Origin of the sequence: Halomonas sp. NO4, from assembly GCF_010994375.1 — a bacterium.
In the GTDB taxonomy this organism is placed as follows: Bacteria; Pseudomonadota; Gammaproteobacteria; order Pseudomonadales; family Halomonadaceae; genus Halomonas.
Genome location: NZ_WHMA01000005.1, coordinates 1 through 26,616, shown reverse-complemented (window position 1 = coordinate 26,616; position 26,616 = coordinate 1). Strand labels below are relative to the sequence as shown.

Here is a 26,616-nt window from a genome sequence, read left to right as displayed (position 1 = left end):
TGGGTCACCTCGCTGAGTGTACTGTCCCGGCCATTCCGTTGATCCAACGCATGGGGCAAAACATCCTTCGGTGCTAGGCTGAATCTCATAACACCATAACGACACAACCCGTACGCAAGGGATGGCACCATGGCACCGGCTTCCTCCGAGCCCCGCATCACCCTGCACCCGCACGACCGCCGGGTGAGTGTCGTCATCGACGGCACCCTGCTTGCCGACACCACCCGCGCCATCGAGCTCCGTGAACGCGGTTATCCGCCGCGCCAGTACATTCCCCGCGACGACGTACGGATGGATCTGCTGAATCCCTCCGAAACAGTCACCCACTGCCCGATAGCTGATATCTCAACCCTTGGCGATGTCAGCTCATCTACAACCTCCCCAACCCACTCACCCGCATCACTTCCCTGGTCACCGCTTCATCCAACATACCGCGGCCGGTTTCCACCACGGTGAGCCAGTCGCGGGCGCGGGTGATGCCGGTGTAGACCAGCTCCCGGGTGAGGATGGGATTGGGGGCGTCGGGGAGCAGCAGGGTGGTGTGGGTGAATTCCGTGCCCTGGGACTTGTGTACCGTCATGGCGAAAACGGTCTCCACCGCTTGCAGGCGGCTGGGCAGCACCCACTTGATTTTGCCGCTGCCATCGGAGGCCGGGAAGGCGACGCGCAGTAGCTTTCTGCCCGGCTGGCGGGCGTCGGGCACGGCGAGGGCGATGCCGATGTCGCCGTTCATCAGCCCCAGGCCATAGTCGTTGCGGGTGACCAGCACCGGGCGGCCTTCGAACCAGCCCCGTTCCAGTTTCTGGTCGCTGGCCTGGAGCCAGCCGGCACGGCGCAAGGCGCGGCCGATGCGTGGGTTCAGGCCTTCGATGCCCCAGGGGCCCTTTCTCAGTGCGCAGAGCAGCTGGAAGCGGCCGTGGGCTTCGAGCACGGCGCGGGCCCAGTCGTCGAAGGGTTGGCGCGCTTCGCCTTCGCCGAAGGTGCTCGAGTCGGGGCGTTTGCTGCGCAGCATTTCCAGGTAGTGGCAGTAGCCCAGCGGCGGGGCAATGGGCTCGCCGCGGCGGTCGGTTCGGCCTTCGCCGCTGTTGGCGAAGCCGGCCGGGTCGCCGCTCACCACCAGGCGATCCAGCGCCGGGTCGTCGGCGTCCGCCAGGGCAAGGCGGGCGATGTCGGCGTAACCCTGCTGGAAGATCTCGCGCACCGCGCGCTTCTTCGCTTTCTGCGCCGCTTTCTCGTTCTGTGACTCTTGTTGATCCTGGAGGCCAAGCGGGCGGTTGACCGCTTCGGCGAGCCGGCCGATGCCGCTTTGCGCATCGAAGCGGTGGCTTACCCGCAGCATGGCGATGGCCTGGTCCAGCGGCTGGCCGCCTGCGTCCTCGTACCGCTCGGGAACCGGCGTGCCGGTCATTCGTTCCAGCCAGTCGCAGGTGGCCGGGGTGTAGTGGCCGCCTTCGGCGCGCTGGCACAGGTCGCCGAGCACGGCGCCGGCCTCCACGGAGGCGAGCTGGTCCTTGTCGCCGAGCAGCACCAGCCGCGCGCGGCTGGGCAGGGCGCTGAGCACGGCAGCCATCATTTCGATGTCTACCATCGAGGCTTCGTCGATCACCAGCACGTCCAGCGCCAGGGGGTTGTCGGTGTGGTGGCGGAAGTGGCGGGTGTCCGGGCGCGAGCCCAATAATCGGTGCAGCGTGGTGACTTCAGTGGGGATGCTGCTGCGCAGGGTTGGGATATCCACACCCTGTTGGCCCACGGCGCCGGCCAGTTCCACCAGCGAGAGGTCCTTGACCTGCCCGGCGATGGAGTCGTTGAGGCGCGCGGCGGCCTTGCCGGTGGGGGCGGCCAGGCGAATGCGCAGCGCTCGGGTGCTGTCCGGCTCGGGGCTGCCAAGGGCCAACGCCTGAAGCAGGGCGAGCAGCTTGACCACGGTGGTGGTCTTGCCGGTGCCGGGGCCGCCGGTGATCACCGCGAAGGGCGAGCGGGCGGCCAGGGCGCAGGCGGCCTTCTGCCAGTCGATCTCCACGTTGGTGGAGAAGAGGGCGTCCAGGGCGGTGGCCAGGGTGTCGGCATCCGGTGCAGCTTCGGTGCGGCCGAGCCGGGCGGCGATGCGGCTGCGGATCTCCTGCTCGTACTGCCAGTAGCGGCGTAGGTAGAGGCGGGGGCCTTGGTGTGGATGATCGGGCGTGGCGGCGCCGCGCACCAGAGGGGTGTGGCCGGGGGCGCCCTGGGCGGCATCGGCGACCAGTTCGGGGTGAGCGAGTGCTTGCTGCCAGCGTTCCAGGGTCAGACCGCCGAGCACCTCGCTTGGCAGCGGCGGCGGGTCGCTGAGGTCGTCGCCCTCCGGCGGCATCGAGAGGGCGAGGTCGGGAGCGGCCAGGGTCGCCGCCAGGTCGAGACACACATGACCGCGGCCGAGCTGGTGGCTGGCCAGTGCCGCGGCGAGCAGCAGCGGCGCGGGGGCGTCGGGTACCTCGCGCTGCAGGAACAGCGCCAGGGCGCGGTCCAGGGCGCGCAGCCAGCCGCGCGCTACCCAGCGCTCGAGCAGGGCGAGCAATGCTGCGGTGTCCTCCAGGGCGGGGTGGGCCTCGGGTGGCTCGGGCAGGTCGTCGAACAGGTCGTTCATCTCTTTCATGCCGGCGCCTCCGCGTCCGTGGAGTGAGCGGTCGCTGTTGGCCCGTGGCCCTGGAAGAGCGCATTCAGCGTTTCGATCAGTGCGCGGGGTGGGCGCTCGGCGTGCACACCGCGGCCGTCGCTGGCCGTGGCGGGGCCGATGCCGCGCAGGAAGACGGTCAGCGAGCCGCCGATGTGGCGGTCGTAGTCGTAGTCCGGCAGGCGCGCGGCGAGCAACCGGTGCAGGGCCAGCAGGTAGAGCGCGGCCTGCAGGTCGTAGCGCTTCTCGGCCATGGCGCCCCGCATGGCGTCGGGCGTGTAGGCGTCGTCGTCCGGCCCCAGGTGGTTGGATTTCCAGTCGAGCACGTAGTAGCGCCCCCGGTGTTCGAAGACCAGATCGATGAAGCCCTTGAGCATGCCGTTGAGGGTGTCGGCATCCAGCGCCGGGCGCGGGGCGCCGGCGAGTGTGTGAGCGCTTACGGGGGCCTCCAGCGCCTGAGTCGAAACGCGGTGCGCGGCGAACCAGAATTCCATCTCCACCTGGTAGTCGGTGAGTTCGCTGAGCCGCATCGGGCCGGCGTCGGGCAGCGGCAGCGGGGTGGAAAGCAGCCCGCCCAGCCAGCCGTCGAGCGTTTCCAGCCAGCCGGTCCAGCCGCGCAGTTGGGTGCGGCGGGCGAGCATGTCCTCGCGCTGGGTGGCGTCCTCTGCGGCGCGGGCGAAGCCGTGCTGGCCGGCCCATTCCAGCAGGCCGTGGAGGAAGGTGCCGGGCCCGGGGCCCCGCGGAAAGCGGTGGAGGCTATGGACCTGGGGCGGGTGCTGCAGAGCCGCGGCGGCGTCGCGGGGCTCGTCCATCACCTCGAAGGCGGTAGCCTCCAGCGGGGTGGTGGGTTCGGGGAGCGTCTCGCTCTCATCGGGGCTCTCGGGCGCCATGGTCGGGGCGCTGTGGAGTGAGTCAGTGCTCGCTGGGGCGGCCTGGGGTTCGAGCAGGGTGCCACCGATGCGCAGTGCCGAGTAGCTGGCGATCCACCACTGCTCGCGGGCCGGGCGTGTGGGCAGCCGTGCCTCGCCCAGCTCGCCGTCGCCCTGCGCCGGGGTAAAGCGCTCGGCGGTGGCCGGCGGTGCCGGTTGAATGGCGATGGCGGGCTCGTTGCCTCTGAGAGCGGTCAGTTTGTCACCGAGATTCTCCGGCGTCAGCGACTCGCCGTTGCTGAGCAGCTGGCCCAGGGCGCTGGCTTCCAGCCCCTTGAGCGGGGCGATGCCCAGCCAGGTGGCGTGGCGGGCGCGGGTCAGCGCCACGTAGAGCTTGCGCAGGTCTTCGCCCAGGCGCTCGCGCTCGGCGATGGCGAGCGTCGTCTCGTCGGCGGTGAGGCTCAGGCGCAGTTGCCCTTCGGCGTCGTGCCAGCGCAGCGGCGAGTCGTCGGGTTTAGTGGGGCGGTGGTTGCCGATGAACGGTAGGAACACCAGCGGGTACTCCAGCCCCTTGGACTTGTGGATGGTGATCACCTGCACCAGGTGGGCGTCGCTCTCCAGGCGCAGCTTGTGGGCCTCGCCCTGGTCGTCGGGGTCGGCGATGGCCTCGGCCAGGAAACGGATCAGCGCGTGTTCGCCGTCCAGCTCCTGGCTGGCGTGCTGCAATAACTCGCCAAGATGCAGAAGGTCCGTGAGGTAGCGCTCGCCGTCGCCCGCCGACTCAGCGGCCAGCAGTCGACCGGGCACCTCGAAGTCGCTCATCAGCCGGCGCACCAGCGGCAGTACGCCCTGGCGCTGCCACAGCCGGTGGTAGTCGCGGAACTGCAGCACCCGCGCTTCCCAGGCCAGCTCGTCCTGCTGCAGGCGGTCCAGGTCGGCGAGATCCAGCCCCAGGCTGGGGGTGGCCAGGGCCGCGCGCAGCAGCCGGTCGTCCTCGGGGTCGGCGCAGGCGCGCAGCCAGGCCTCGAGCTCGCCGGCCATGGGCGAGGCGAACACCTTGTCCTTGTCGGAGAGGTAGACGTTCTTCACCCCGCGCCGGGCCAGGGCGCGGCGGATCTCGCGGGCCTCGTTGATGCCGTTGACCAGCACCGCCATGTCCGAGGGAGCCAGCGCCCGGAAGCGTTCGCCGTCATCGAAGCCCGCATCGAAGCGTCGGCCCCGCTCCAGCAGGGCGACCATCCGCGAGGCGCAGCGCTCGGCCATCTCTCCCATGTAGGCGCCCTTGCCGAGGGGAGCGTTGGCCTCCAGCTGCCAGAGGGTCATGGCCGGCTGAGGCTGTCCGTCGACGACCAGGGCGTCCTGTCTGCCTTTGGCTTTCACCTCTGTGAAAGGAACGGGATTGTTGCCATCGCTTTCCTTGAACAGGAAGGCGCCGGGCGGGTGAGCTTCTGCGAATTCGAAGCAGCGATTCACCGCGGCGACCATGGCGGCGCTGGAGCGGTAGTTGGTGCCCAGGGTGACATGGCGGCCGGCGGTGTCGCGGCGCGCTTGCAGGTAGGTGTGGATGTCGGCGCCGCGGAACGCGTAGATCGCCTGCTTGGGGTCGCCGATCAGGAAGACGCCGGTCTCCGGCGAATTCTCGGCCAAGCGGTAGACCCGGTCGAAGATGCGGTACTGCACCGGGTCGGTGTCCTGGAATTCGTCGACCAGCGCCACCGGGAACTGCTGGCGAATGCGCTGGGCCAGGGCCTCGGCGCTGGGGCCATTCAGGGCCCGGTCGAGATGGATGAGCAGGTCGTTGGGGCCCATCTCGGCGCGGCGCTCCTGCTCGCGCTCCAGGCGTGTCCGGCACCATTGCACGGCGTGGATCAGCAGGTCGGCGCGAGGTTCGGGCAGGGTGGCCAGCGCTTCGGGCAGGGCGGCCAGCGCCTCCCAGGCCTCCGGCACGGGCGGCGTGCCTTCTTTCCAGATCTCCGTCATGCCTTCGGGGGTGAGGCGTCTCCAGGCCGCGGGGGTCAGCGCCGGGCGAATCGCCTCGCCCTCGGCCCACTCGCGCAGTGCGCCCAGCCAGTTGGCGCGGCTCTTGGCGTTGAAGCTCTGCCCTTTGAAGGCCTTGCGCTGGGCGGCGTCTTCCAGGGCCGGTTCGAGTTCATCGAGCCAGGCGGCCCAGTGCGCCTTGAGCTCGGCCAGGCGCGCGTCGCGCTCGGCCCGGGCGGCGGCCAGGGTCTCGGCGGGGGGCGGGGCGTCGTGATCGAGGGCGTCGTCTCTATTTCTATAAAGCGCTTCGCTATGGGGCAGCAGCGGGCGCACGGCGGCGTAGAGCGGGCACCGGCCCTCGGTGGGGGCATCCCAGTACTGGGTGATCTCGGCCAGCGCCTCGGCGTCCAGCGGGTAGTAGAAGCTGCGCCAATAGTCGCGCACCACTTCCTGCTCGAGTTCGCTCTGGTCGGTCTCCAGCTCCAGCGAGAACAGGCTGCCGCTGTCGAAGGCGTGCTCGCGCAGCATGCGGTAGCACCAGCTGTGGATGGTGGAGACGGCGGCCTCGTCCATCCACTCGGCGGCCAACTGCAGGCGGCGGGCGCAGGCGGGCCAACTGGCCGGGTCATATTGGTCGCGGAGCTTCACCAAGAGCGGGTCGTGAGGTGATGGAGCTGCCCCCGGCGCCCCTGCGTTCTGCTTGATCTCTGTGCTAGGTGTCTCGGCGAGAAACACCTCGGCCGCCTCCACCAGGCGCGTGCGGATGCGCTCGCGGAGCTCCTGGGTGGCGGCGTTGGTGAAGGTCACCACCAGGATTTCCGGCGGTGTCAGGGGGCTTGAGAAGGCCGTCTCGTCCTCGGTCGAGCGGGCGCCGAGCACCAGGCGCACGTAGAGCAGGGCGATGGTGAAAGTCTTGCCAGTGCCGGCGCTGGCTTCGATCAGGCGGCTGCCATGGAGCGGAAACGTCAATGCATCCAGCTCTACGGGCTGCGCGGACGAATCACTGCGTTGCAGGCTGCTCATTGGCCACCTCCCCGGTTGCCATTCCCTTTGACTGCCAGATAGAGCGGCGCCAGCAGCCGTGCGGCGAGCGCGGCGAAGTCGTCGCCATCGTCCGATGCGCTGGCCATCAGGGCGGCGAAGTCGGGCCACTGGCGGGCGAGATACGCATTGCGTTCGCCCTCGCCGCTGGAAAAGCCGTCGCCCTCGTAGGCCTTGCGGGCGGCCTGCCAGGCGTCGCTGTCGGGGCCGTTGGCCGACTGGGATCCGTCGTGCTTGTCGACCTTGCCGAGCCAGGCGAAGGCGGTGTCGCAGGCCAGTGGCAGCGGCTGGCGCATGCCGGCCTGCCAGGCGGCGATCACTTGGCCGAGCCGTTCTCGTGCCGTCTCCGCTTCCAGCGGCGGCAGGGTGACGTGGCCGGCCTTGGAGAGCAGCTCGGTGGTCAGCGGCGCAGCGAGGTTGCCGGCCAGGTGGGCGACCCAGGGGCGCACCAGCTGGGCCCAGCGGTACTGGCCCCGGCCGCGGCTCTGGCTGATCAGGCTGCTGCTGGAGAGCAGCAGGCGGCAGCGGCGGCCTGCGTCGTCCCTGCGCAGCTGGTCCAGCCAGTCTTCCAGCGGCGGGGCGGTGCGAGTGGGCAGGTCGAGACGCACCGCCTCGGGCTCCTCTACCGCATGGGGCCAGGCGTCGAGCGCTTCTCGGTAGGCCTGGAACAGCGCTTCCATGGGCTCGGCGAGGCTTTCGCGCATGCGGTTGGCGAAGGCGCCCATGGCGAGTACCCCCTGGCCTTCCAGGCGGGCCAGGGTGTCGTGCAGCGCCGGCTCGCGAGGCTCGCCCGCGTCGATGGCGCGGCGCTGGGCCTGAATCAGGGCGTCCTGCAGCTGCCAGTGGGTCAGGCCGTCGAGGGTGAAGGGTTCGTGGTCGAGGCTGGTGATGTCCTCGCGTTCGAGGAAGACCTTCAGGCGGGTATTGAAGAAGGCTTTCGCGGGGTCGCGCAGGAAATTGCCCAGCTGGGCCAGGGTGAGCGGGTTCTCCTGCTCGATGTCATCCAGGTTTGCGGCTTTCTCGCGTGGCGCAGCAGGGGATTGGGAATCGCCATGCACGTCTCGCCACTCGTGGGCGTAGGTGAACAGGCGTCGCTGGGAAACGCTGCGTTGAGCCGCTTCCTCGGGGGTCGGGAAATAGGCGCGGCTGAACGGCTGCAGCGGGTGCTCGGTGGTCAGCGCGGCGAGCAGGCCGTCGCTTTCCGCTTCCCCCTCGACCTGCCAGCCGGCGGCGAGGTGGTCGCGCAGCTGGCCGACCAGCACCGAGGGCGGCTTCTTGGCGTTGTCGACGATGCTGCGCCCCACCCAACTGACGTAGAGCTGGCGGCGCGCCGAAAGCAGCGCCTCGAGGAACAGGTAGCGGTCGTCCTCGCGGCGCGAGCGGTCGCCGGGGCGGTAGTCGCCGTGCATCAGGTCGATGTCCAGCGGCGGCTGGCTGCGCGGGTAGTCGCCATCGTTCATGCCCAGCAGGCAGACCCGCTGGAAGGGGATGGCGCGCATCGGCATCAGGGTGGCGAAGTTGACCGCGCCGGCCAGGAAGCGCTGCGACAGGCTGTGTTCGTCGATCTGCGCAAGCCAGTGCTCGCGGACCACCGAGAGCGGCAGTTTGCGGGTCAGGCCGGCCTCGTGGGCGCTCTCCTGGAACGTCTGCAGGCCCTGCTCGAGACGCGAGAGCAGCAGGCTGTCGGCGGCGTCGTCGGCCTGGAAGCAGGCCTCCAGCAGTTCGCGCAGTATCGCCACCCAGTCGTCCACGTCGTGCGGTTCGCGCAGCCGCTGCCACTGGACTTCGAGGGTCTCCAGCAACTGCGCCAGGGGGCCGGCCAGGCTCGCCTCCAGGCCGCCGATGTCGTCGAAGGGCTCGATGCCCTGCCAGGCGCCGCCGCTGTTGCCCACCGCATAGCCGAGCAGCAGCCGGCGCAGGCCGAAGGCCCAGGTGTTCTGCTCCATGCCCTCGGGCAGGTCGAGGCTGCCGCGCTGGCGGGCGTCGAGGCCCCAGCGAATGCCGGCCCCTTCGATCCAGCGGGCCAGCGTGGGCAGGTCCGCCTCGGCGAGCTCGAAGCGCCCACGCAGCGCCGGCACCTCCAGCAGGTCGAGCAGGTCGCTCACCGCGAAGCGCAACTCCGGCAGGCGCAGCAGCGTTTCCAGGGCCACCAGCAGCGCCGCGCGGTGGCGGTCGGCCTGGTCGGAGAGGGTGAAGGGGATATGGCGCGGGTCGTCGGTCGCGTACTGGTCATGCCCGTATTGACCAAAGACGGCCTGGATGTGCGGGGCGTAGTGGTCGATGTCCGGCACCATGACGATCACGTCCCGGGGCCGGAGCGTCGGATCCTTGCTGAAGGCGTCGAGCAACTGGTCGTGGAGGATCTCCACTTCGCGCTGTGGCCCGTGGGCGACGTGAAAGACGATGGAGTCGTCGCGGCTCGAGTCCACCGCCGGCCAGGTGTCGCGGGTCTCGGCCAGCGGGCGCAGCGCGCGGATGTCGTCCTGCAGTTGCTGCAGCAGAAGGCCCGGGCCATCGTCGGGCACGCAGGGTTCGAAGAGGTCGATGCGCAGCGCCTCGCGCTCGAACAGCCCCTGGTAGGCGCCGGCGTCGTCGTGCTCGTCGAGCAGGCGCAGGTAGTCGCGGCCCTGCTTGCCCCAGGCGGCCAGCAGCGGCTGGGCGTGCAGGTGCAACGCCTCTTCTCCGTCGCCGTCGCCCAGTACGTCGAGGCGCTCGGGCATGCCGGCACGGCGCCGTTGACGGCGGCGCTGGGCGCGCAGCAGTTCCTTGTGCTCGATGATGTCGGCCCAGTAGTGCTCGCAGGGGTTGTGCACGCACAGCAACACCTGACTGACCCGGGCGATGGCGGCCAGCGCTTCGAGGGTCTGCTGGGGCAGCGAGGAGATGCCGAACACCACCACCCGACGCGGCAGTCCGCGGGGCCGATTCTCCGCCGTGAGCGATTCGGCGGCGGCGAGAAAGCGCCGATGCACCCGGGCGCGGCTGGCGTCGATGCCCGCCGGCCCGTGGGTGGCAGCCACGTCGTCGCCGATGGCGCGCCGCTGTTGTTCTGCCACATCGTGGCAGATGGCTCGCCATAGCGCCGGCTGCCAGCGCTGGGCCTCGTCCAGCGGCCGGGCCTCGCCGCGGGCGGAGATCACCACGTCCTCGCCCGCCGCCCAGGCGTCCAGCCAGTCGGCGCGGTAGACCTGGTACTGGTCGAACAGGTCGGCCAGGCGCTCGGCGAGCTGGTGGTGGCGGCGCAGGTCGGCGTCGTCCGCCAGGAAGCGTGCCAGGGGTGCGAAGGCGGGCTCATCCATCAGGCCCGGGAGTAGGCGCAGCAGCCGCCACACCAGGCGCGTCTTGTCGAAGGGCGAGGTGGCGGGCACCGCCTCGGCGCTGCCTTCTGCCTGCTCCAGCACCGCGCGGTAGGCCTGCCACAGGAAGCGCGCCGGCAGGGTGACGTCCAGCGCGGCGGCGATGCCCGCGCCACCGTCGGCGGCGTCCTCGGCCAGGGCCAGCTTCAGCCACTGGGCGATGCCGTTGCTCTGTACCAGGATCGTCTCGTTCTCCAGCGGCCCCAGCGGGTGGCGGGTCATCCACTCCTCCGCCAGGCCGCGCAGGGCCTCCAGGCGGTTGCCGTGAATGACCATGAAGCCGGGTTCGAGTTCGGGGCCCTGGAGAGTGGTGAGGGGCATGGAGCGGTTCCTTCGCGATGGCGAAGGAGCATGGTGCCACAAATCGTCAGACCAGCCCCAGCGGCACCTCACCGGCCTCGTGGGCCAGCAGCCACTGCTTGCGGCCGATGCCGCCGGCGTAGCCGGTCAGGCGCCCGTCGCTGCCGATCACCCGGTGGCAGGGCACCACGATGGCGATGGGGTTCTTGCCGTTGGCCGCGCCCACGGCGCGCTGGCCGCCCTTGCAGCGCAGCTGCTCGGCGATCTCGGCGTAGCTGCGGGTCTCGCCGAAGGGGATGGTGGCGAGCGCCGCCCATACCCGGCGCTGGAAGTCGGTGCCCCGGGGGGCGAGCGGCAGGTCGAAGGCGCGGCGAGTGCCGGCGAAGTACTCCTCGAGTTGCGCCCTGGCTCGTGCCGTGAGCGCGCTCGGGCGTGGGGCTTCGTCCTCGGCGGCGACGAACTCGACCTCGGTGAGGCCGGCCGCGTTGGCGCGGAGGCGGATCCAGCCCAGGGCATCGGCACAGGGCGGACGGTAGTAGTCCAGCGCATTGTCGATAGGGTTATCGAGAGAGTTGGCGAGAGCGTTGGCGAAAGAGACCTCGGTGGTCATGGTGTTGGCTCCATGGTGGTTCTTGACACCCGATCGTGACACCAGAGCTGCAGGGTCAGGTAGCTGCGCCAGGGGGCGGCCGCGGTCGGGTCGGCGTCCCCCAGGCGCGGCAGGGCACGACGCACCCCGGCGTCGCCGGCCAGCCAGATGTCGGGATGGCCGGTGCCGCGCAGGGCGGCGTAGTGGGCCGTCCAGAGCCCGATGCCCTTGAGCGTCGTCCAGGCGGCTGGGTCATCGCCGGCCTCACCGGCAGCATACCAGGCCGCGAAGCGCCGCAGGGTGGCGCGGCGGGACTCGGGCATGCCGAGAAAGGCCAGGTCGCTCGCCGCGATGACCTCGGGCGTGGGAAAGCACCGGTGATTCGCCAGCGGCTCGCCCAGGGTCGTCACCAGCGTCTCGACCAGGCGCCGGGCGGCCGTGACCGAGATCTGCTGGCCGAGGAGGGCGCGCACCCCGGCCTCGAAGGGGCTCCAGGTGCCGGGCAGCCTCAGCCCCTCGATCAGCGGCAGGGAGGGAGCGGCCTGATGCAGGTGGGCCTCGATGGTGGCGGTGTCGGCATCCAGGTCGAGCAGGCGGCGGATGCGGCGTACCACCGGGGCCAGGGCGCTCAGGTCATCCAGGGCGAGCCGCACCCGAAAGGCGTGATGCTCGGGGCAATGCTCGGCGGTGAAGTGTCCGCGGGCCTCTCCCCGGCGGAGGGTGCGGCCATAGTGCCCCTCGCCGACCCACTCCAGGCCGTCGATGGCCCGGCCGGCGAGGAAGTCGCGCAGCGCCGCCCAGGCGTAGGGCGGGCGATAGGCGAGGGTCAGCGTCAGCGCCTCGTCCGGGGTTCCGGCGCGGCGTCGCAGCTCCCGCGGGGCCCGGCCGATGTGGCGGCGAAAGGCGTCGTTGAAGCGGCGCAGGCTGCGAAAGCCGCTGGCGTAGGCCACCTCGGTGATCGGCAGGCACGTCTGGTGGAGCAGCTGCTTGGCGAACAGGCACTGCCGGTGCAGGGCGTAGCTTTTGGGCGAGACGCCGACGCGTTCCTGGAAGAGCCGGCGCAGGTAGCGCTCGCCGATGCCCAGCCGCTCGCAGAGCGTGCCCAGCGAGCCCGTTTCCAGGGCCCCCTCGTCGATCAGGTGCAGGGCCCGCTCCAGGGTGGTCTGAGTGCCGCGCCAGCCCGGGGAGTCCGGGGCGCTGTCCGGGCGGCAGCGCAGGCAGGGGCGAAAGCCCGCCGCGGCGGCGGCGAGGGCGCTCTCGTAGTAGCGCACGTTGCGCTCCCGAGGCGGGGTGGCCGGACAGATCGGCCGGCAGTAGATGCCGGTGGTGAGCACCGCGGTGACGAAGCGGCCGTCGAAGCGGGCATCGCGGGCCAGACGGGCACGGCGGCAGAGATCGGGGTCGAGCATGGCGGACGACTCGCTGCGCAGTGGGCGGCATGTCCCCAGTGTATCGCGCATTCTCGCCGCCACTCGCCGGAATCGGGCCTGGCGATGACGCGCGCCGGAGCGCCGACGCGCGACCGGGCCGCGTTCAAGGCGTGCGCAGCGCCTCTTCCACCATGTCGAGGCGGTCCTGCCCCCAGAAGGGCTCGCCGTCGACCATGTACCAGGGCGCGCCGAAGCAGCCGTCGGCCAGGGCGGCCTGGCAGGCGGCGTCCAGGCGCTGCTGGCCGGCCTCGCTCTCCGCCTCGTCGTGCAGGGCCTGGCCCTCCAGCCCGCAGGCGTTGGCGATCTCGACCAGGGTGGCCGGGTCGGCGATGTCGCGCTCCTCGACCCAGCAGGCCTGCATCACGCCCAGCGACAGCGCGGCGATGTCGTGGCCGCGGGCCTTGGCGGTGAGCGCCAGGCGCGCCGCGGGGCGGTCGTCGGTGGGGAAGTGCTTGGGCTCCGGGTTGAGGGGCAGGCCCAGGCGCGGGGCCCAGCGGCGCAGCTCCACCAGGCGGTAGGCCTGACGCTCGGGGGCGCGCTTGGGCAGCGGTACGCCGCCGGTCTTGGGGAAGATGGCGCTCAGGGTGATCGGCACGTAGTCGATGCGGGCGCCATGCCGGGCGGCGATCTCACCGAGGCGCGCATGGCCCAGGTAGCTCCAGGGCGAGGCGTGGGTGTAGTAGTAGGTGATCGTCGCGGTCATGGTTGAGCCTCCGGATTGGCTTCTCGCAGTGTAGACCGTGATGCCGGGGGCGGGCATCGCTCCGGCCGTTGGTGGCGCGTCAGGCATGGCGGGCACTGTGAACTATGCTGAGGAAACAGGCCTTCCCGGCCTTTCCGTTCACCGGAATTTCTACAGGAGGTATGTCATGAACAGGACGTATGCCACGAAGCCGCTGCCCCAGCTTGGCCACCGCGCGCGGCGCCTGCTGCCCGCCGCGCTGCTGTGCGCGGCGCTGCTGTGCGCGGCGCCGGTGGCCCTGGCGAGCAACGGCCACGATCTCACCTTCGCCGGCGACGGCACCTTCAACACGCCCCACGGCGGCCAGACGGTCCAGGTGGCGGTGTATGACGTGGCGGCCGGAGAGGTGGTGGCCACCCAGTCCACCACCGTCGAGCAGACCGCAGAGCCGGCCTTTTCCGTCAGCTTCGAGGGTGTGCTCGAGGAGGGCCGGCTCTACGACGTGCACTACTGGATCGACTCCAACTTCGGCGGCGGCAGCGAGGGCAGCTGCGACCCGGTGAACGTGGATCACCAGTGGCGCGTGGCGCTGGCCGACATCAGCGAGGCAGTCGACCTCGAGGTGGGCCACGACCCCGCTGAGCAGGCGCCCGTCTGCACCAGCTTCGCCGACGACGCCGACGAATAGTGTCCGGCTCGCCAGGGCCGCGACACGGTGCACTCGCCCCCGTCGCCCTCGCGGCGGGGCGAGTGCGTAGGGGGCAGGTGCCATCAACGCCTGGCTTGCGGTACTCTCGAAGTCCCGATAACGACAAGGGCATGTCTGCCCGCCGAGCTGGACCGACAAGGGACTTCCTGCCATGAACCGCATCAAGACGCTGACCCTGGCCGTGGCCGCCACCGCCCTGGCCGCTTCTTCGTTCACCGCCCAGGCGCGGGACTTCCGCCTGGGGCTGATCACGCCGCCGCAGCACCTGTGGTCCACCGAGGCCGAAGCTTTCGCCGAGACGCTCGCCGAGCGCTCCGACGGCGAGCACAGCGTCAGCGTCTTTCCCGCCCAGCAGCTGGGCAACGAGGCGCAGATGGTCCAGCAGCTGCAGACCGGCGCGCTCGACATGGCCTTTCTGACCATCGCCGAAATCTCCAACCGCATCCCCGACTTCGGTGCGCTCTACGCCCCCTACCTGGTGGACGACGTGGATCACGCCGCGGCCCTGCTGCGCTCCGACACCGCCGGTGAACTGCTCGAGTTGATGCCGCAGGGCGTGGGCCTGGTGGGGCTGGGCTACGGCATGGTGGGCATGCGCCAGGTGCTCTCCCGCGAGCCCATCGAGCGCGCCGAGGACCTCGAGGGGCTGCGCCTGCGCATCACCCCCTTCGAGCCGATCCGCGACTTCTACACCGCCGCTGGGGCGGCGCCGGCGCCCATGCCGCTGCTCGAGGTCTACGACGCCCTGGCCAACGGCCAGGTGGACGCCATCGACATGGACTTCGATTCCATCCTGATCCTCAAATTCTATGAGCAGGCCGAGAACCTGCTGATCTCCAACCACATGATGTTCCCCATGGTGGGCGTGGTCTCCGGCCGCGTATGGCGCGAGCTCTCCGACGACGACCGCGAGCTGATCGACACCGCCATGTCGGAGCACCTGGAGAACGTGCTGGCCGGCTTCCAGCAGATGGATGCCGACCAGGAGGCGGAGATTCGCCAGCTCGACCTCAATATCGTCGAGGCCGACGCCGCGTTCTTCTCGGAGGCCATCGCCGAGTGGGAGAGCATCTGGGCCGAGAAGGCGCCGATGCTCGAGGCGCTGCGCGAGGAAGCCGAGCGGCTGCGCCAGTAAGGGGAGCCGATGCTGTCTCGCCTTTCCGACCGCCTGGCGCGCCTGGAGGAGATCGTCGCCGCTGCCCTGGCCGCGGCGGTCACCTTGCTGATCCTGCTCAACGTGGCCTTTCGCGCCGCGGGCAGCCCGCTCTACTGGGTCAGCGAGCTGGCCATCTACGCCATGATCTGGATGACCTTCCTGATCGCCGCGGCGGTGCTCAAGCGGCGCCGCGGCATCGCCGTGACGCTGCTCGCCGAGGCGCTGCCGAGCTTCGGTCAGCGCCTGCTGACGGCGTTCGTGGACCTCGCCGTGCTACTGTTCGCCGTCCTGCTGCTGTGGCTGTGCTGGCGTTGGTTCCAGCCGCTCACCCTGGCCCGGCTGAGCTTCGACGTCGGCGCCTTCCAGGGCGAGACTTTCAACTTCATCTACGCCGAGAACACCCAGACCCTGGGCATCAAGAAGTTCTGGGTGTGGCTGGTGGTACCCTGGTTCGCCGCCTCGCTGACCTTCCACGGCCTGGTCAACCTGGGTGAGGCGCTGCGTGGCCTGCGCGACCCGAGTCGCGCGCCCCGGCCGCCGGGAGCGACGCCATGACGATCGCCGTCTTTGTGCTGCTGCTGCTGGGCGCCGTGCCCATCGCCCTGGTGCTGGGGCTCACCGCCATGGTCTACATCCAGGCCTCGGGCAACACGGTGCTGTTCGAGTCGTATCCCCAGCAGCTGTTCGCCGCCATCGAGAGCTACGGCCTGCTGGCGATCCCGCTGTTCATGCTCGCCGGCGAGCTGATGAACGAGGGCGGGGTGACTCGCCGGCTGATCGACCTGGCGCGGCTGCTGGTGGGCGGCTTTCGCGGCGGGCTGGCCTATATCAACCTGGTGGCCAACATGATGATGGCGGCGATCGTCGGCTCGGCGGCCTCGCAGATCGCCATCATGTCGCGGGCCATGGTCCCGGCCATGGAGGCGGAGGGCTACGACCGCCCCTACAGCGCGGCGATCACCGCCGCCGGCGGGCTGCTCTCGCCGATCATCCCGCCCTCGATGCTCTTCGTGCTGTTCGGGGTGATGGCCCAGGTGCCCATCGCCGAGATGTTCATCGCCGGCATCCTGCCGGGGTTGCTGCTCGGCCTGGCCTTCTTTCTCACCATCGCCGTGGTGGGCTTCACCCAGCAGTACCCCAAGGGGCGCTGGCCGAGCCGCGCCGAGGCGCGCCGGGCGCTGGTGATGGGTGTGCCGGCGCTCGCCATCCCGCTGATCATCATCGGCGGCATCCTGCTGGGGCTGGCCACCCCCACCGAATCGGCGGCGCTGGCCTCGCTCGCCGCGCTGCTGCTGGGGCGCTTTCTCTACGGCGAGCTGCGCCTGGCGAGCCTGCCGGCGGTGCTGCAGCGCACGGCGGTGAACGCGGGGCTGGTGATCATGCTGATCGCCGCCGCCGGGGTGTTCGGCTGGGTGATCGTCTACGAGGAGCTGCCCCAGCTCGCCGCGGCCTGGATCGCCGCCCTGACCACCGACCCCTTCCTCTTCCTGCTGTTGCTGGTGGGCGTGCTGCTGCTGGTGGGCATGATCATCGACGGCATTGCTGCGCTGATCCTGGTGGTGCCGATCCTGCTGCCCATCGCCGAGCAGCAGTTCGGGGTCAGCCCCTACCAGTTCGGCGTGGTGGTGTGCCTGACCCTGGTGCTGGGCCTGCTCACGCCGCCGGTGGGGGCGGGGCTCTACATCGCCTCGTCGATGACCGGCACCCCGCCGCTGCGCATCTTCCGCGCGTTGCTGCCCTTCCTGCTGGCGAGCTTGGCCACCCTGGTGCTGCTGGCCTGGCAGCCGTGGCTGACCAACGCCCTGATCGGCCGCTGAACCGGCCTTACGCGGAACCGGGGCCTACCGGGTCGCCGTCAGACTGCCCCACACCACCAGGCCGGCGGCCACCGGCAGTCGCCAGTCGGGGGCGGCGACCCCGGCCAGCACCAGAAAGAGGGTGGCGAGCACCGGTACGGCGTGGGCCAGGTTGCCCAGGCGCTGGCCGTGCGGCGCTTTCAGGGCGCGATCCCAGGCCAGCATGGCGATGCCGTAGGGGCCCAGCCCCAGGGCGGCCAGGGCCAGCAGCGCCGCGGGTGAGGGCAGCGCGCTCACCCCCTCCAGCGGAAGGCTGGCCGCACCGGTGATCAGGCTGGCAACCAGCAGCAGATGCGGCATGCGCGCGGCGAGCTGCCACCCCGGTACCTGGCAGGCCAGCGAATAGAGCGCCCAGCACAGCGCCGCCACCAGCGCCAGCAGATAGCCCTCCCAGGCCCCGGAGAGCCCGCCGGCAAGCGCCTGGGGCGCCACCAGTAGGGCGGCGCCCGAGAAGGCCAGCCCGGCCCCGCCAAGGGTGGTCGGGGTCAGGCGGCGCTCTGTCAGCCACTGGCTCGCCAGCAGGAAGAGCACCGGCCAGGTGTAGGTGATCAGCGCCGCCTCGGCGGCCGGCGCCAGCGACAGGCTGGCGAAGCAGGCACCCACCGCCCCTGCCACCAGCAGCGAGACGCCCCCGTAGATCACGACTCCCTGGGTCCGGGGGAGCGGCGCGGCGTCGTGGCGATGGCGGTGCGCCATGGGCAGGGTGGCCAGCGCACCGGCAAGCAGCACCAGCGCCGACAGCCGCAGGGGCGGCACGGCTCCGGCGGCGGTCACCAGCAGCGGCACCAGCGCCCAGAGCACCACCGCCAGCGCCGCCGCGCCGGCGCCGAACCGGGTGGAACGGTCGAGAAGGGGCGTCTGGATCTGCATGGCGTGACCTCCTTGCCTTGGGATGACGCGGCCAGCCTAACCGGTGCACAATCATCACAAAATCGATCTTTATTGATCTAATCCATCAAGTCTGGTGATGTATCGATGCGCGCTCCGACCCTCGACCTGAGCCTGCTGCGCACCCTGGTGGCGGTTGCCGATACCGGCAGCGTCACCGCCGCCGCTCGGCGCCTCGCCTACACCCAGTCCACGGTGAGCATGCAGCTTGGCCGGCTGGAGCGCGCGCTGGGCGTGACCCTGCACGAGCGGGAGGGGCGACGACTGCGCTTCACCGCCGAGGGGGAGCGACTGCTGGGCCATGCCCGGAGACTGCTGGCGCTCAACGACGAGGCACTTGCCGACATGCGTGCGCGGCGGATCGCCGGCGAGCTCAATCTGGGCATTCCCGAGGACTATGCGCCGCTGCTCACCGCGGTCTTCTCCTGGTTCCACCAGCTCTATCCCGACGTGCGCCTGCAGGTGACATGCGGCACCAGCGCTCACCTGGTGGCGCAGGTGCGCGCCGACGAACTGGACCTGGCCCTGGTGACCCGCCAGCGTCACTCGCCGGGCGGCGAGATGATCCGCCGCGAGCCGCTGGCCTGGGCGGTGGGGCTGGAGCGTCAACCCGCCCTCTCCGACCCGCTGCCGCTGGCGCTCTACTCCCCGGGCGCCGACCTGTTCCGCGAGGTGGCCGAGCAGGCGCTGGCTGCCGCGGGCCGCGACTGGCGGGTGGCCTATACCAGCCAGTCCATGGCCGGCCTGGCCCCGGTGGTGCAGGCGGGGCTGGCCATCGTGGTGGTGACGCGCAACATGCTCAGCCCGCCGCTGCGGGCCCTGGACGAGAGCAGCGGCTTGCCGCCGTTGCCGGCGGTGGAACTGGCCCTGCACCGCGCGGCGCGCCGGCCCACCGAGCCGGCCCGGCGGCTCGCCGAGCTGATCCGCGAGCAGCTCTCGCCCGAAGGCTGAGCACCATGCCGGGGAACCCGCAGCCCCGGGTCATGGGTCGATAGGGACAAACCCGAGCGATATACTCGGTTATTCAGCCATCGATTGTCGCTCAGCTGCCGACTGGAGCCATCATGTTCCCCGAGTTCACCCTGCGCTATGCCCGCTTGCCTGAACGCTTCTACGCGCCCTTCACGCCGCTGCCGGTGCCCGAGCCGCGCCTGATCGCCTTCAACCGCCCGCTGGCCGAGGAACTGGGCTTCGATCTAGCGGCTTTCGATGCCGAGGAGGCGGCGGTGTGGTTCGCCGGCAACGTGGTTCCACGCGGGGCCGAGCCCGTCGCCCAGGCGTATGCCGGCCATCAGTTCGGCAATTTCGTGCCGCGCCTGGGCGACGGCCGCGCCGTGCTGCTCGGCGAGGTGACCGACCGCCACGGGCGGCTGCGCGATATCCAGCTCAAGGGCGCCGGGGCCACGCCCTTCTCGCGGGGCGCTGACGGCCGGGCGCCGCTGGGGCCGGTGCTGCGTGAGTACCTGGTCAGCGAGGGGATGCACGCCCTGGGCGTGCCCACCACCCGCGCCCTGGCGGCGGTGACCACTGGCGAGCGGGTCTTCCGCACCTTGCCCGAGCCCGGGGCGATTCTCACCCGGGTGGCGGCGAGCCACCTGCGGGTGGGCACCTTCCAGTACTTCGCCGCGCGGGGCGACGAGGAGGCGATTCGCACCCTGGCCGACCACGCCATCGAGCGTCATTTTCCACACCTTCTCGAGTCCGAGTTGGCTGGCAGGGAGGAGGGCGAGCGCTACCTGGCGCTGCTGGAGGCGGTGGCCGAGCGCCAGGCGGCGCTCGCGGCCCAGTGGATGGGGCTCGGCTTCATTCACGGGGTGATGAACACCGACAACTGCTCGATTGCCGGCGAGACCCTCGACTACGGCCCCTGCGCCTTCATGGAGGGCTACGATCCGCAGACGGTGTTCAGCTCCATCGACGAGGGCGGGCGCTACGCCTACCGCAATCAGCCCTGGATCACCCAGTGGAACCTGGCGCGCTTTGCCGAGACGCTGCTGCCGCTGATCGACCGCGATCAGGAGCGCGCCATCGAACGCGCCACTGCGGTGATCAAGGCCTATGAGGGGCAGTACGAGGCAGCGTGGCTGGCGGTGATGCGCCGCAAGCTGGGGCTCGTGCGTGAAGAGGAGGGCGACCGCGAGCTGGTCGAGGCGCTGCTGGAAACGATGCACACCGCCCGGGCCGATTTCACCCAGAGCTTCCGCTACCTGGCCCAGGCGGTGGGCGAGGATGCCCCGGCGCTGCTGACGCTCTTTCCGGATGAGGAAGGCATCCGCGAGTGGCTCGTGCGCTGGCGCCGGCGCCTGGCAAGCGAAGACGTGGCGGCAAGCGAGATCGCCGCTCGCCTCGAGGCCGCCAATCCGCTCTACATACCCCGCAACCACCAGGTGCAGGCGGCGATCACTGCCGCCGAAGAGGACGACTTCGGCCCCTTCGAGACACTGCGCGAGGTGCTGGCCGCCCCCTTCACCGAGCAGCCCGGCCGAGAGGCGTATACCCGCCCGGCCGCGCCGAAGGAGCGGGTGCTGCGCACCTTCTGCGGCACCTGAATTCTGCAATGAAGCAAAAAAAGACGCCCGGGAAAACCCGGGCGTCTCGCTTGTCTCGCCAGCTTGGCCAGGCGGGACGTCTGGCCTGGCCCGTCATCACCCCTGGAGCTTCTCCAGGTCGAAGCGGTCGGCGTTCATCACCTTGGTCCAGGCGGCGACGAAGTCCTTGACGAACTTCTCCTGGTTGTCGTCCTGGGCGTACACCTCGGCGTAGGAGCGCAGGATGGAGTTGGAGCCGAACACCAGGTCGATGCGGCTGGCGGTCCACTTCACCTGGTCGGTCCGGCGGTCGCGGATCTCGTAGAGATTGTTGCCCACCGACTTCCAGGCGTTGCCCATGTCGGTCAGGTTGACGAAGAAGTCGTTGGTCAGCTGACCTTCCCGGTCGGTGAGCACGCCGTGCTGGGTGCCGCCATGGTTGGTGCCCAGCATGCGCATGCCACCGATCAGCACGGTCATCTCCGGGGCGGTGAGGCCCAACAGCTGAGCGCGGTCGAGCAGCAGCTCCTCCGGCTTGACCACGTACTCCTTCTTCTGCCAGTTGCGGAAGCCATCGGCCAGCGGCTCCAGGTACTGGAAGGAGTCGGCGTCGGTCATTGCGTCGCTGGCGTCGCCGCGGCCCGGCGAGAAGGGCACGAGGATGTCGTGGCCGGCGGCCTTAGCGGCCTGCTCGATGCCCACGCTGCCGCCCAGCACGATGACATCGGCTACGCTGGCACCGCTCTCGGCGGCGATCTGCTCGTAGACATTCAGCACCTTGGCCAGGCGCTCCGGCTCGTTGCCTTCCCAGTCCTTCTGCGGGGCCAGGCGGATGCGCGCGCCATTGGCGCCGCCGCGCATGTCGGAGCCACGGAAGGTGCGCGCGCTGTCCCAGGCGGTAGCGACCATCTCGCCGATGGTCAGACCGCTCTCGGCGATCTTCTTCTTGACCGCCTCGACGGAGTAATCGCTGCTGCCGGCCGGCACCGGATCCTGCCAGATCAGGTCCTCCTCCGGGGCCTCCGGGCCGATGTAGCGCGACTTGGGCCCCATGTCGCGGTGGATCAGCTTGAACCACGCCCGGGCGAAGGCGTCCTGGAAGTACTCGGGATCCTTGCGGAACTCTTCCATGTACTCCCGGTAGATGGGATCCATCTTCATCGCCATGTCCGCATCGGTCATGATGGGATTGTGGCGAATGGAGGGGTCGCTGGCATCGACCGGCTTGTCCTCCTCCTTGATGTCGACGGGCTCCCACTGGTTGGCACCGGCGGGGCTCTTCTTCAGCTCCCACTCGTGGTCGAGCAGCATGTCGAAGTAGCCCATGTCGAACTTCGTCGGGTACTTGGTCCAGGCGCCCTCGATGCCGGAGGTCACCGCGTTGGCGGCCTTGCCCTGCATGTTGGGGTTCTTCCAGCCCAAGCCCTGCTCCTCGACGTCGGCCGCCTCGGGCTCCGGGCCGAGGGCTTCGGCATCGCCGTTGCCGTGGGTCTTGCCCACGGTATGGCCGCCGGCGGTCAGGGCCGCGGTCTCCTCGTCGTTCATCGCCATCCGCTTGAAGGTCTCGCGCACCTGCTCGGCGGTCTTGAGCGGATCGGGGTTGCCGTTCACGCCTTCCGGGTTGACGTAGATCAGGCCCATCTGCACCGCGGCCAGGGGGTTCTCCATGGTGTCGGGCTTGTCGACGTTGCCGTAGCGCTCGTCGGAGGGGGCCAGCCACTCCTTCTCGGCGCCCCAGTAGGTGTCCTTCTCGGGGTGCCAGATGTCCTCGCGGCCGAAGGAGAAGCCGAAGGTCTTCAAGCCCATGGACTCGTAGGCCACGTTGCCGGCCAGGATGATCAGGTCGGCCCAGCTGAGCTTGTTGCCGTACTTCTTCTTGATCGGCCACAGCAGGCGACGCGCCTTGTCCAGGCTGGCGTTGTCCGGCCAGGAGCTGATCGGCGCGAAGCGCTGGTTGCCGGTGCCGCCGCCGCCGCGGCCGTCGGCCACGCGGTAGGTGCCCGCCGCGTGCCAGGACATGCGGATCATCAGGCCACCGTAGTGGCCCCAGTCGGCCGGCCACCACGCCTGGCTGTCGGTCATCAGGGCGTGCAGGTCCTTCTTGAGGGCGTCGAAGTCGAGCTTCTTGACCTCTTGCCGATAGTCGAAGTCCTCGCCCATCGGGTTGGTCTTGCGGTCGTGCTGATGCAGGATGTCGAGGTTCAGCGCCTCCGGCCACCAGTCCATGTTGTCGCGACTTTCCGACGTGATGGCGCCGTGCATCACAGGGCACTTGCCGGCGTTCTGCTGATCACCCATATCGCTCTCCAATCTGGCTGCGTTGTGGGAACTGCTACCTGTGTATAGACGATGGCAGTCCTGCGGGACAATGAGCCCGATCAACCATCGGTCACCCAACGGCGTGACGGTTGGGGCGTCTTGGTCTGTGACTTCAAGTTACTCCTCGGCAGTCCATTAGCTCAATGTGACATTACCGACCGTGTCGATAGCTATCGTTTATTGGAAGCGAGAGCCGGCATCGCCAGGGTGCGTGCCTCGCCCATCAGGAAGGCGCGGTTGGCGTCCAGCGCATCGCGCAGGAAGTCCCACAGCAGCCGTACCCGCGCCAGGCGACGCTGCTCCTGGCGGGCGGTGATCCAGAACTGGCGGTCGATGGCCACCTCGTCGGCCAGCACCCTGGCCAGCGGCGCACTGGTTTCCGCCATGAAGCAGGGCAGCACGGCGAGCCCTGCGCCGTGCAGGCAAGCGGCGTGCTGGGTGGTCACGCTGGTGCTGCGCATGGCGAAGTGCGGGCCGGGATGCCCGACCACCGCCGGGTCGAGCAGCGGGTCGAGGTAGTTGAGCTGCTCGCTGAAGATGAGGTCGTCCACGTAGCCGATCAGCCGATGCCGACCCAGCGCGGCCAGGGTCTCGGGCCTGCCGTGGCGGGCGAGATAGTCGCGGCTGCCGTAGAGGCGCAGCCGGTAGTCGCACAGCCGCGAGATGACCAGGCCGGGACTCGCCGGCCGCTCCACGGTGATGGCAAGATCCGCCTCGTGGCGGCTCAGGTTGACCACCCGTGGCAGGGCGAGCAGGTCCAGGGTCACGCCGGGGTGGCGGGCGCAGAAGGCGGAGAGCAGCGGGGCGATCACCCAGGTGCCGAAACCCTCGGTCACCCCCAGGCGGATCTGGCCGCTGATCTGATGGTTCTTGTCGGTGAGGCTTTCGCTCGCCTCGAAGGCGTGGCGGGCCATCTCTTCGGCATGGGCGAGCAGCTGCTGGCCCGCCTCGGTCAGGTGATAGCCGTGGGTGCTACGCTCGAAGAGCTGGGTGTTGAGCTGCTGCTCGAAACGGCGCGTGCGTCGGGAGAGCGTGGAGTGATCCAGCCCCAGGCGGCGGGCGGCATCGGTGAGGCGCTGGCTGCGCGCCACCTCGAGAAAGATGTGAATATCCTGCCAGTCGAGCATGTCATGGCTCCCATGGCGTTATTGTGCAATGGCGCACAAGCAATGTGCCCGACTGCCCGTTGTCACGCCATCCGACCTCTGGATAGACTCGATGGTAACGAAGTTCGTGTTTTTATACACATAAAGTCTAATCGCACGCCGTGTCAGCGCAACAGTCGCTACAACCGTTTCCACAACAGGTTCCACAACAACAGCAAGTCCTTTCGAGAGAGGAGCACGCCACCATGTCCGTTCGCGAGATTCCCCTATACATCGACGGCCAGGCCGTCCCGTCCCAGAGCCAGGAGTGGCGCGACGTGGTCAATCCGGCGACCCAGGAAGTGGTCGCCCGGGTGCCGTTCTGCACTGCCGAGGAGGTCGAGCGCGCCGTGGCCAGCGCCAAGGCAGCCTTCAAGGAGTGGCGCAAGGTGCCGCTGGCCAAGCGTCAGCGCATCATGCTCAAGTTCCAGGCGCTGATCCGCGAAAACACCGACGAGCTGGCCGCCCTGATCACCGAAGAGCACGGCAAGACGCTGCCCGACGCCGCCGGCGAGGTGGGTCGTGGCCTGGAGGTGGTGGAGCACGCCTGCTCGATCACCTCCCTGCAGCTCGGCGAGCTGGCCGAGAATGCGGCGAGCGAGGTGGATGTCTACACCCTCAACCAGCCGCTGGGCGTGGGCGCCGGCATCACCGCCTTCAACTTCCCGATCATGCTGCCCTGCTTCATGTTCCCGCTGGCCATCGCCACCGGCAACACCTTCGTGCTCAAGCCCTCCGAGCAGGACCCCAGCTCCACCATTCGCCTCGTCGAGCTGGCCCACGAGGCGGGCATTCCCGCCGGGGTGCTCAACGTGGTGCACGGCGGTCCCGATGTGGCCAACCAGATTGCCGATCACCAGGACATCAAGGCGCTCTCCTTCATCGGCTCCACCCACGTCGGTTCGCTGCTCTACAACCGCGCCGCTGCCGCCGGCAAGCGCATGCAGTCGATGATGGGGGCCAAGAACCACTGCGTGGTCATGCCCGATGCCAACCGCAGCCAGGCCATCAACAACCTGCTGGGCTCGGCCTTCGGCGCCGCCGGCCAGCGCTGCATGGCCAACTCCGTGGTGGTGCTGGTGGGCGAGGCCCGCGAGTGGCTCGACGACATCGTCGAGGGCGCCCGCAACATGAAGGTGGGCCCCGGCACCCAGGCCGATGCCGACCTCGGCCCGCTGGTTTCGCCACAGGCCAAGGAGCGGGTGGAGCGCCTGATCGGAGCCGGCGAGCAGGAAGGTGCCAAGCTGCTGGTCGATGGCCGGGGCTGCGAGGTGGAGGGCTACCCGAACGGCAACTTCGTCGGCCCCACCGTGTTCGCCGACGTCAAGCCAGAGATGACCATCTACCAGGAAGAGGTTTTCGGCCCGGTACTCTGCGTGGTCAGCGTCGACACCCTGGACGAGGCGATCGAGTTCATCAACGCCAACCCCAACGGTAACGGCACCTCGATCTTCACCAACTCCGGCTGGGTGGCGCGCCGCTTCGAGACCGACATCGACGTCGGTCAGGTGGGCATCAATGTGCCGATTCCGGTGCCGGTGGCTTACTTCAGCTTCACCGGCTCGCGCGGCTCCAAGCTCGGCGACCTGGGCCCCAACGGCAAGCAGGCCATCGCCTTCTGGACCCAGACCAAGACGGTCACCGCGCGCTGGTACGAGCCGGAGAACGTCTCCAGCGGCATCAACAGCACCATCTCGCTGAGCTGACGTTCCTCGCCCAGTCACGACTGGCATCACCACGGCCCCGCCTCGCCAGAGGCGGGGCCGTGTGCTTTCTGGAGCCTGAGCCCTCCGTTGAAGGAGCACTGCTGTGCTGAGCGAAAGGCCCCCATAACTCGCCAATTGCTGCTACCGTGGTCGGCATCCGAAAGGAAAATCAGGGTACGGCATGGATCGGCTACCGGAAGGCCTTTACGAACGGCTACTCGATGAAGAGCTGAAAGCGCAGTTGGATGCGCACCCCGAGCTGAAGCCAATGCTCCGCTCACTGGATGATGAAACGGCACCCCATGCCTACGCCCAGTTTGTCGGCCAGCTACTGCACCGTGCGCTGCGCATCGTTGACGCCCAGCAGCGACTTCCTCTCTTGAATCGCATCATCGAGCTGGTATCGGCGACGGATGGGCTCGACTATGTGAGCCGCAAGCGGCTGCTCAGCACGGATAAACCACTGCTCACTGAGGTGGGGCAGGGTAGCCGCTCCTTGCCGCGCCCCGCCACCCCGCTCTCCACTAGCACGCTGCTGACGGGCCTGGGCCATGACCCGCCGCTGGAGCATGAGCTGCGAGCGGAAATGGCGACGGCGGACGGCGTCGATATTCTGGTCTCCTTTATCAAGTGGTCGGGCCTGAGGCTCTTGATGCCGGCCTTCGAGCGCTTGGTCGAGCGCGACGTGCCGGTGCGGCTGATCTCCACGAGCTACATGGGCGCCAGTGATCCGACGGCGCTGGAGTGGTTGGCTCATCAGCCCAACGTCAGCGTGCGCGTCTCCTACGACACCGGTGGCACCCGGCTGCATGCCAAGGCCTACCACTTCCGGCGTGCGAGCCGGTTTTCCACTGCCTATATCGGCTCGGCAAACATGTCCCACTCGGCGATGACCCAAGGCCTGGAATGGACGGTCAAGGTCACCGAGCAGGATATGGGACATATCCTTGACCGATTTGCCGCCGAATTCTCCGCCTACTGGGAAAGCGACGAGTTCGAGCCCTACACTCTGGACGACTTCGCGCGCTTTAGGCAGGCGATCGCGGCCCACAAGGAGCGCGACCGCCGCGGGGCGGCTTTCTTCGCCGAGATCACGCCGCGGCCTTTCCAGTTGCGCATCCTGGAGGCCTTAGAGGCAGCGCGTCAGCGTGACTCCTGGCGCAACCTCGTGGTAGCGGCGACCGGCACCGGGAAAACCGTTATCTCGGCGCTGGACTATCAACGGTGCTGCGAGCAGGAGGGACGTCGGGTGCCGCTGCTGTTAGTCGCCCACCGCAAGGAGATTCTGGAGCAGGCACAGGCCTGCTTTCGCACCGTGCTCCGTGATCAGAATTTCGGCGAGCTCTGGGTGGCTGGCCGAGTTAAGCTCAAGTCTGGTGTATGGGAGGAGGTAGGAAGGGTGGCGTATCCTGTTGATT

At 69.3% G+C, this 26,616-nt stretch carries 18 protein-coding genes; 9 read left to right on the top strand and 9 right to left on the bottom strand.

Annotation, left to right across the window (positions count from 1 at the left end):
* Nucleotides 1–129 precede the first annotated feature (129 nt).
* Nucleotides 130–456, top strand: coding sequence for a DUF427 domain-containing protein (locus FEF15_RS05730; protein WP_163558199.1), 327 nt, complete (start codon nucleotides 130–132; stop codon nucleotides 454–456).
* On the opposite strand, the gene recD is transcribed toward FEF15_RS05730, so the two are convergent.
* The 6 genes from recD to FEF15_RS05700 form a co-directional block, all read right to left on the bottom strand.
* Nucleotides 371–2,629 carry an exodeoxyribonuclease V subunit alpha gene (recD, locus tag FEF15_RS05725; protein ID WP_240454080.1) on the bottom strand — a complete coding sequence of 753 codons (2,259 nt, stop codon included), beginning with the start codon at nucleotides 2,627–2,629 and terminating at the stop codon, nucleotides 371–373. The two genes, FEF15_RS05730 and recD, sit on opposite strands and share 86 nt — an antisense overlap.
* Entirely contained in the window at nucleotides 2,626–6,516 is a 3,891-nt protein-coding gene (gene recB / locus FEF15_RS05720; RefSeq protein WP_163558198.1) for an exodeoxyribonuclease V subunit beta, read from the bottom strand. The genes recD and recB overlap by 4 nt, the downstream gene beginning before the upstream one ends.
* Entirely contained in the window at nucleotides 6,513–10,211 is a 3,699-nt protein-coding gene (recC, locus tag FEF15_RS05715) for an exodeoxyribonuclease V subunit gamma (protein ID WP_163558197.1), read from the bottom strand. The genes recB and recC overlap by 4 nt, the downstream gene beginning before the upstream one ends.
* A 46-nt stretch (nucleotides 10,212–10,257) precedes the next feature.
* On the bottom strand, nucleotides 10,258–10,800 hold the full coding sequence (locus FEF15_RS05710) for a methylated-DNA--[protein]-cysteine S-methyltransferase (protein WP_240454079.1): 543 nt from the start codon (nucleotides 10,798–10,800) through the stop codon (nucleotides 10,258–10,260).
* Nucleotides 10,797–12,239: an AlkA N-terminal domain-containing protein gene (locus FEF15_RS05705; RefSeq protein WP_240454078.1), complete on the bottom strand. Its 1,443-nt coding sequence runs from the start codon at nucleotides 12,237–12,239 to the stop codon at nucleotides 10,797–10,799. Before FEF15_RS05705 ends, FEF15_RS05710 begins: the two co-directional genes overlap by 4 nt.
* A 73-nt stretch (nucleotides 12,240–12,312) precedes the next feature.
* On the bottom strand, nucleotides 12,313–12,912 hold the full coding sequence (locus FEF15_RS05700) for a 2-hydroxychromene-2-carboxylate isomerase (protein ID WP_163558196.1): 600 nt from the start codon (nucleotides 12,910–12,912) through the stop codon (nucleotides 12,313–12,315).
* Between the two features lie 166 nt (nucleotides 12,913–13,078).
* Between FEF15_RS05700 and FEF15_RS05695 the strand changes: the two genes are divergently transcribed.
* The 4 genes from FEF15_RS05695 to FEF15_RS05680 all read left to right on the top strand — a co-directional run bounded on the left by FEF15_RS05695 (nucleotide 13,079) and on the right by FEF15_RS05680 (nucleotide 16,573).
* Nucleotides 13,079–13,579, top strand: a complete 501-nt coding sequence (locus FEF15_RS05695; RefSeq protein WP_240454077.1) for a hypothetical protein — start codon at nucleotides 13,079–13,081, stop codon at nucleotides 13,577–13,579.
* 172 nt (nucleotides 13,580–13,751) lie between these two features.
* A complete protein-coding gene (locus FEF15_RS05690; RefSeq protein WP_163558195.1) occupies nucleotides 13,752–14,735 on the top strand; it encodes a TRAP transporter substrate-binding protein in 984 nt (327 codons plus the stop codon).
* A gap of 9 nt (nucleotides 14,736–14,744) precedes the next feature.
* Nucleotides 14,745–15,311, top strand: coding sequence for a TRAP transporter small permease subunit (locus tag FEF15_RS05685; protein WP_163558194.1), 567 nt, complete (start codon nucleotides 14,745–14,747; stop codon nucleotides 15,309–15,311).
* Nucleotides 15,308–16,573 carry a TRAP transporter large permease gene (locus FEF15_RS05680; RefSeq protein WP_163558193.1) on the top strand — a complete coding sequence of 422 codons (1,266 nt, stop codon included), beginning with the start codon at nucleotides 15,308–15,310 and terminating at the stop codon, nucleotides 16,571–16,573. The genes FEF15_RS05685 and FEF15_RS05680 overlap by 4 nt, the downstream gene beginning before the upstream one ends.
* A 24-nt stretch (nucleotides 16,574–16,597) precedes the next feature.
* Here FEF15_RS05680 and FEF15_RS05675 read toward each other — a convergent pair whose 3' ends face one another.
* Complete coding sequence (locus tag FEF15_RS05675; RefSeq protein ID WP_163558192.1) at nucleotides 16,598–17,482, bottom strand: DMT family transporter; 885 nt, start codon at nucleotides 17,480–17,482, stop codon at nucleotides 16,598–16,600.
* A 105-nt stretch (nucleotides 17,483–17,587) separates the two neighbouring features.
* Here FEF15_RS05675 and FEF15_RS05670 point away from each other — a divergent pair, with 105 nt between their 5' ends.
* Together FEF15_RS05670 and FEF15_RS05665 are read left to right on the top strand one after the other, a co-directional pair.
* Nucleotides 17,588–18,451: a LysR substrate-binding domain-containing protein gene (locus FEF15_RS05670; RefSeq protein ID WP_163558191.1), complete on the top strand. Its 864-nt coding sequence runs from the start codon at nucleotides 17,588–17,590 to the stop codon at nucleotides 18,449–18,451.
* A 113-nt stretch (nucleotides 18,452–18,564) separates the two neighbouring features.
* The gene (locus FEF15_RS05665; protein WP_163558190.1) at nucleotides 18,565–20,049 is read left to right on the top strand and encodes a protein adenylyltransferase SelO; all 1,485 of its coding nucleotides are present in this window, start codon (nucleotides 18,565–18,567) and stop codon (nucleotides 20,047–20,049) included.
* Nucleotides 20,050–20,145: 96 nt separating this feature from the next.
* Here FEF15_RS05665 and katG read toward each other — a convergent pair whose 3' ends face one another.
* A complete protein-coding gene (gene katG, locus FEF15_RS05660; RefSeq protein WP_163558189.1) occupies nucleotides 20,146–22,326 on the bottom strand; it encodes a catalase/peroxidase HPI in 2,181 nt (726 codons plus the stop codon).
* Nucleotides 22,327–22,517: 191 nt separating this feature from the next.
* On the bottom strand, nucleotides 22,518–23,474 hold the full coding sequence (locus FEF15_RS05655; protein WP_163558188.1) for a LysR family transcriptional regulator: 957 nt from the start codon (nucleotides 23,472–23,474) through the stop codon (nucleotides 22,518–22,520).
* Nucleotides 23,475–23,698: 224 nt separating this feature from the next.
* Between FEF15_RS05655 and FEF15_RS05650 the strand changes: the two genes are divergently transcribed.
* Together FEF15_RS05650 and FEF15_RS05645 are read left to right on the top strand one after the other, a co-directional pair.
* Nucleotides 23,699–25,198, top strand: coding sequence for a CoA-acylating methylmalonate-semialdehyde dehydrogenase (locus FEF15_RS05650; RefSeq protein ID WP_163558187.1), 1,500 nt, complete (start codon nucleotides 23,699–23,701; stop codon nucleotides 25,196–25,198).
* A gap of 181 nt (nucleotides 25,199–25,379) precedes the next feature.
* On the top strand, nucleotides 25,380–26,616 hold a 1,237-nt coding region (locus FEF15_RS05645; protein ID WP_163558186.1), incomplete at its 3' end, for a DEAD/DEAH box helicase family protein.

Bases quoted from the DNA above. Each gene is read 5' to 3' on its own strand.
- FEF15_RS05655 (WP_163558188.1), bottom strand. From the start codon at position 23,474: ATGCTCGACTGGCAGGATATTCACATCTTTCTCGAGGTGGCGCGCAGC.
- FEF15_RS05685 (WP_163558194.1), top strand. From the start codon at position 14,745: ATGCTGTCTCGCCTTTCCGACCGCCTGGCGCGCCTGGAGGAGATCGTC.
- recB (WP_163558198.1), bottom strand. From the start codon at position 6,516: ATGAGCAGCCTGCAACGCAGTGATTCGTCCGCGCAGCCCGTAGAGCTG.
- FEF15_RS05665 (WP_163558190.1), top strand. From the start codon at position 18,565: ATGTTCCCCGAGTTCACCCTGCGCTATGCCCGCTTGCCTGAACGCTTC.
- FEF15_RS05695 (WP_240454077.1), top strand. From the start codon at position 13,079: ATGAACAGGACGTATGCCACGAAGCCGCTGCCCCAGCTTGGCCACCGC.
- FEF15_RS05690 (WP_163558195.1), top strand. From the start codon at position 13,752: ATGAACCGCATCAAGACGCTGACCCTGGCCGTGGCCGCCACCGCCCTG.
- FEF15_RS05650 (WP_163558187.1), top strand. From the start codon at position 23,699: ATGTCCGTTCGCGAGATTCCCCTATACATCGACGGCCAGGCCGTCCCG.
- FEF15_RS05710 (WP_240454079.1), bottom strand. From the start codon at position 10,800: ATGACCACCGAGGTCTCTTTCGCCAACGCTCTCGCCAACTCTCTCGAT.
- katG (WP_163558189.1), bottom strand. From the start codon at position 22,326: ATGGGTGATCAGCAGAACGCCGGCAAGTGCCCTGTGATGCACGGCGCC.
- FEF15_RS05680 (WP_163558193.1), top strand. From the start codon at position 15,308: ATGACGATCGCCGTCTTTGTGCTGCTGCTGCTGGGCGCCGTGCCCATC.
- FEF15_RS05670 (WP_163558191.1), top strand. From the start codon at position 17,588: ATGCGCGCTCCGACCCTCGACCTGAGCCTGCTGCGCACCCTGGTGGCG.
- recC (WP_163558197.1), bottom strand. From the start codon at position 10,211: ATGCCCCTCACCACTCTCCAGGGCCCCGAACTCGAACCCGGCTTCATG.
- FEF15_RS05675 (WP_163558192.1), bottom strand. From the start codon at position 17,482: ATGCAGATCCAGACGCCCCTTCTCGACCGTTCCACCCGGTTCGGCGCC.
- FEF15_RS05730 (WP_163558199.1), top strand. From the start codon at position 130: ATGGCACCGGCTTCCTCCGAGCCCCGCATCACCCTGCACCCGCACGAC.
- FEF15_RS05700 (WP_163558196.1), bottom strand. From the start codon at position 12,912: ATGACCGCGACGATCACCTACTACTACACCCACGCCTCGCCCTGGAGC.
- FEF15_RS05705 (WP_240454078.1), bottom strand. From the start codon at position 12,239: ATGCGCGATACACTGGGGACATGCCGCCCACTGCGCAGCGAGTCGTCC.
- recD (WP_240454080.1), bottom strand. From the start codon at position 2,629: ATGAAAGAGATGAACGACCTGTTCGACGACCTGCCCGAGCCACCCGAG.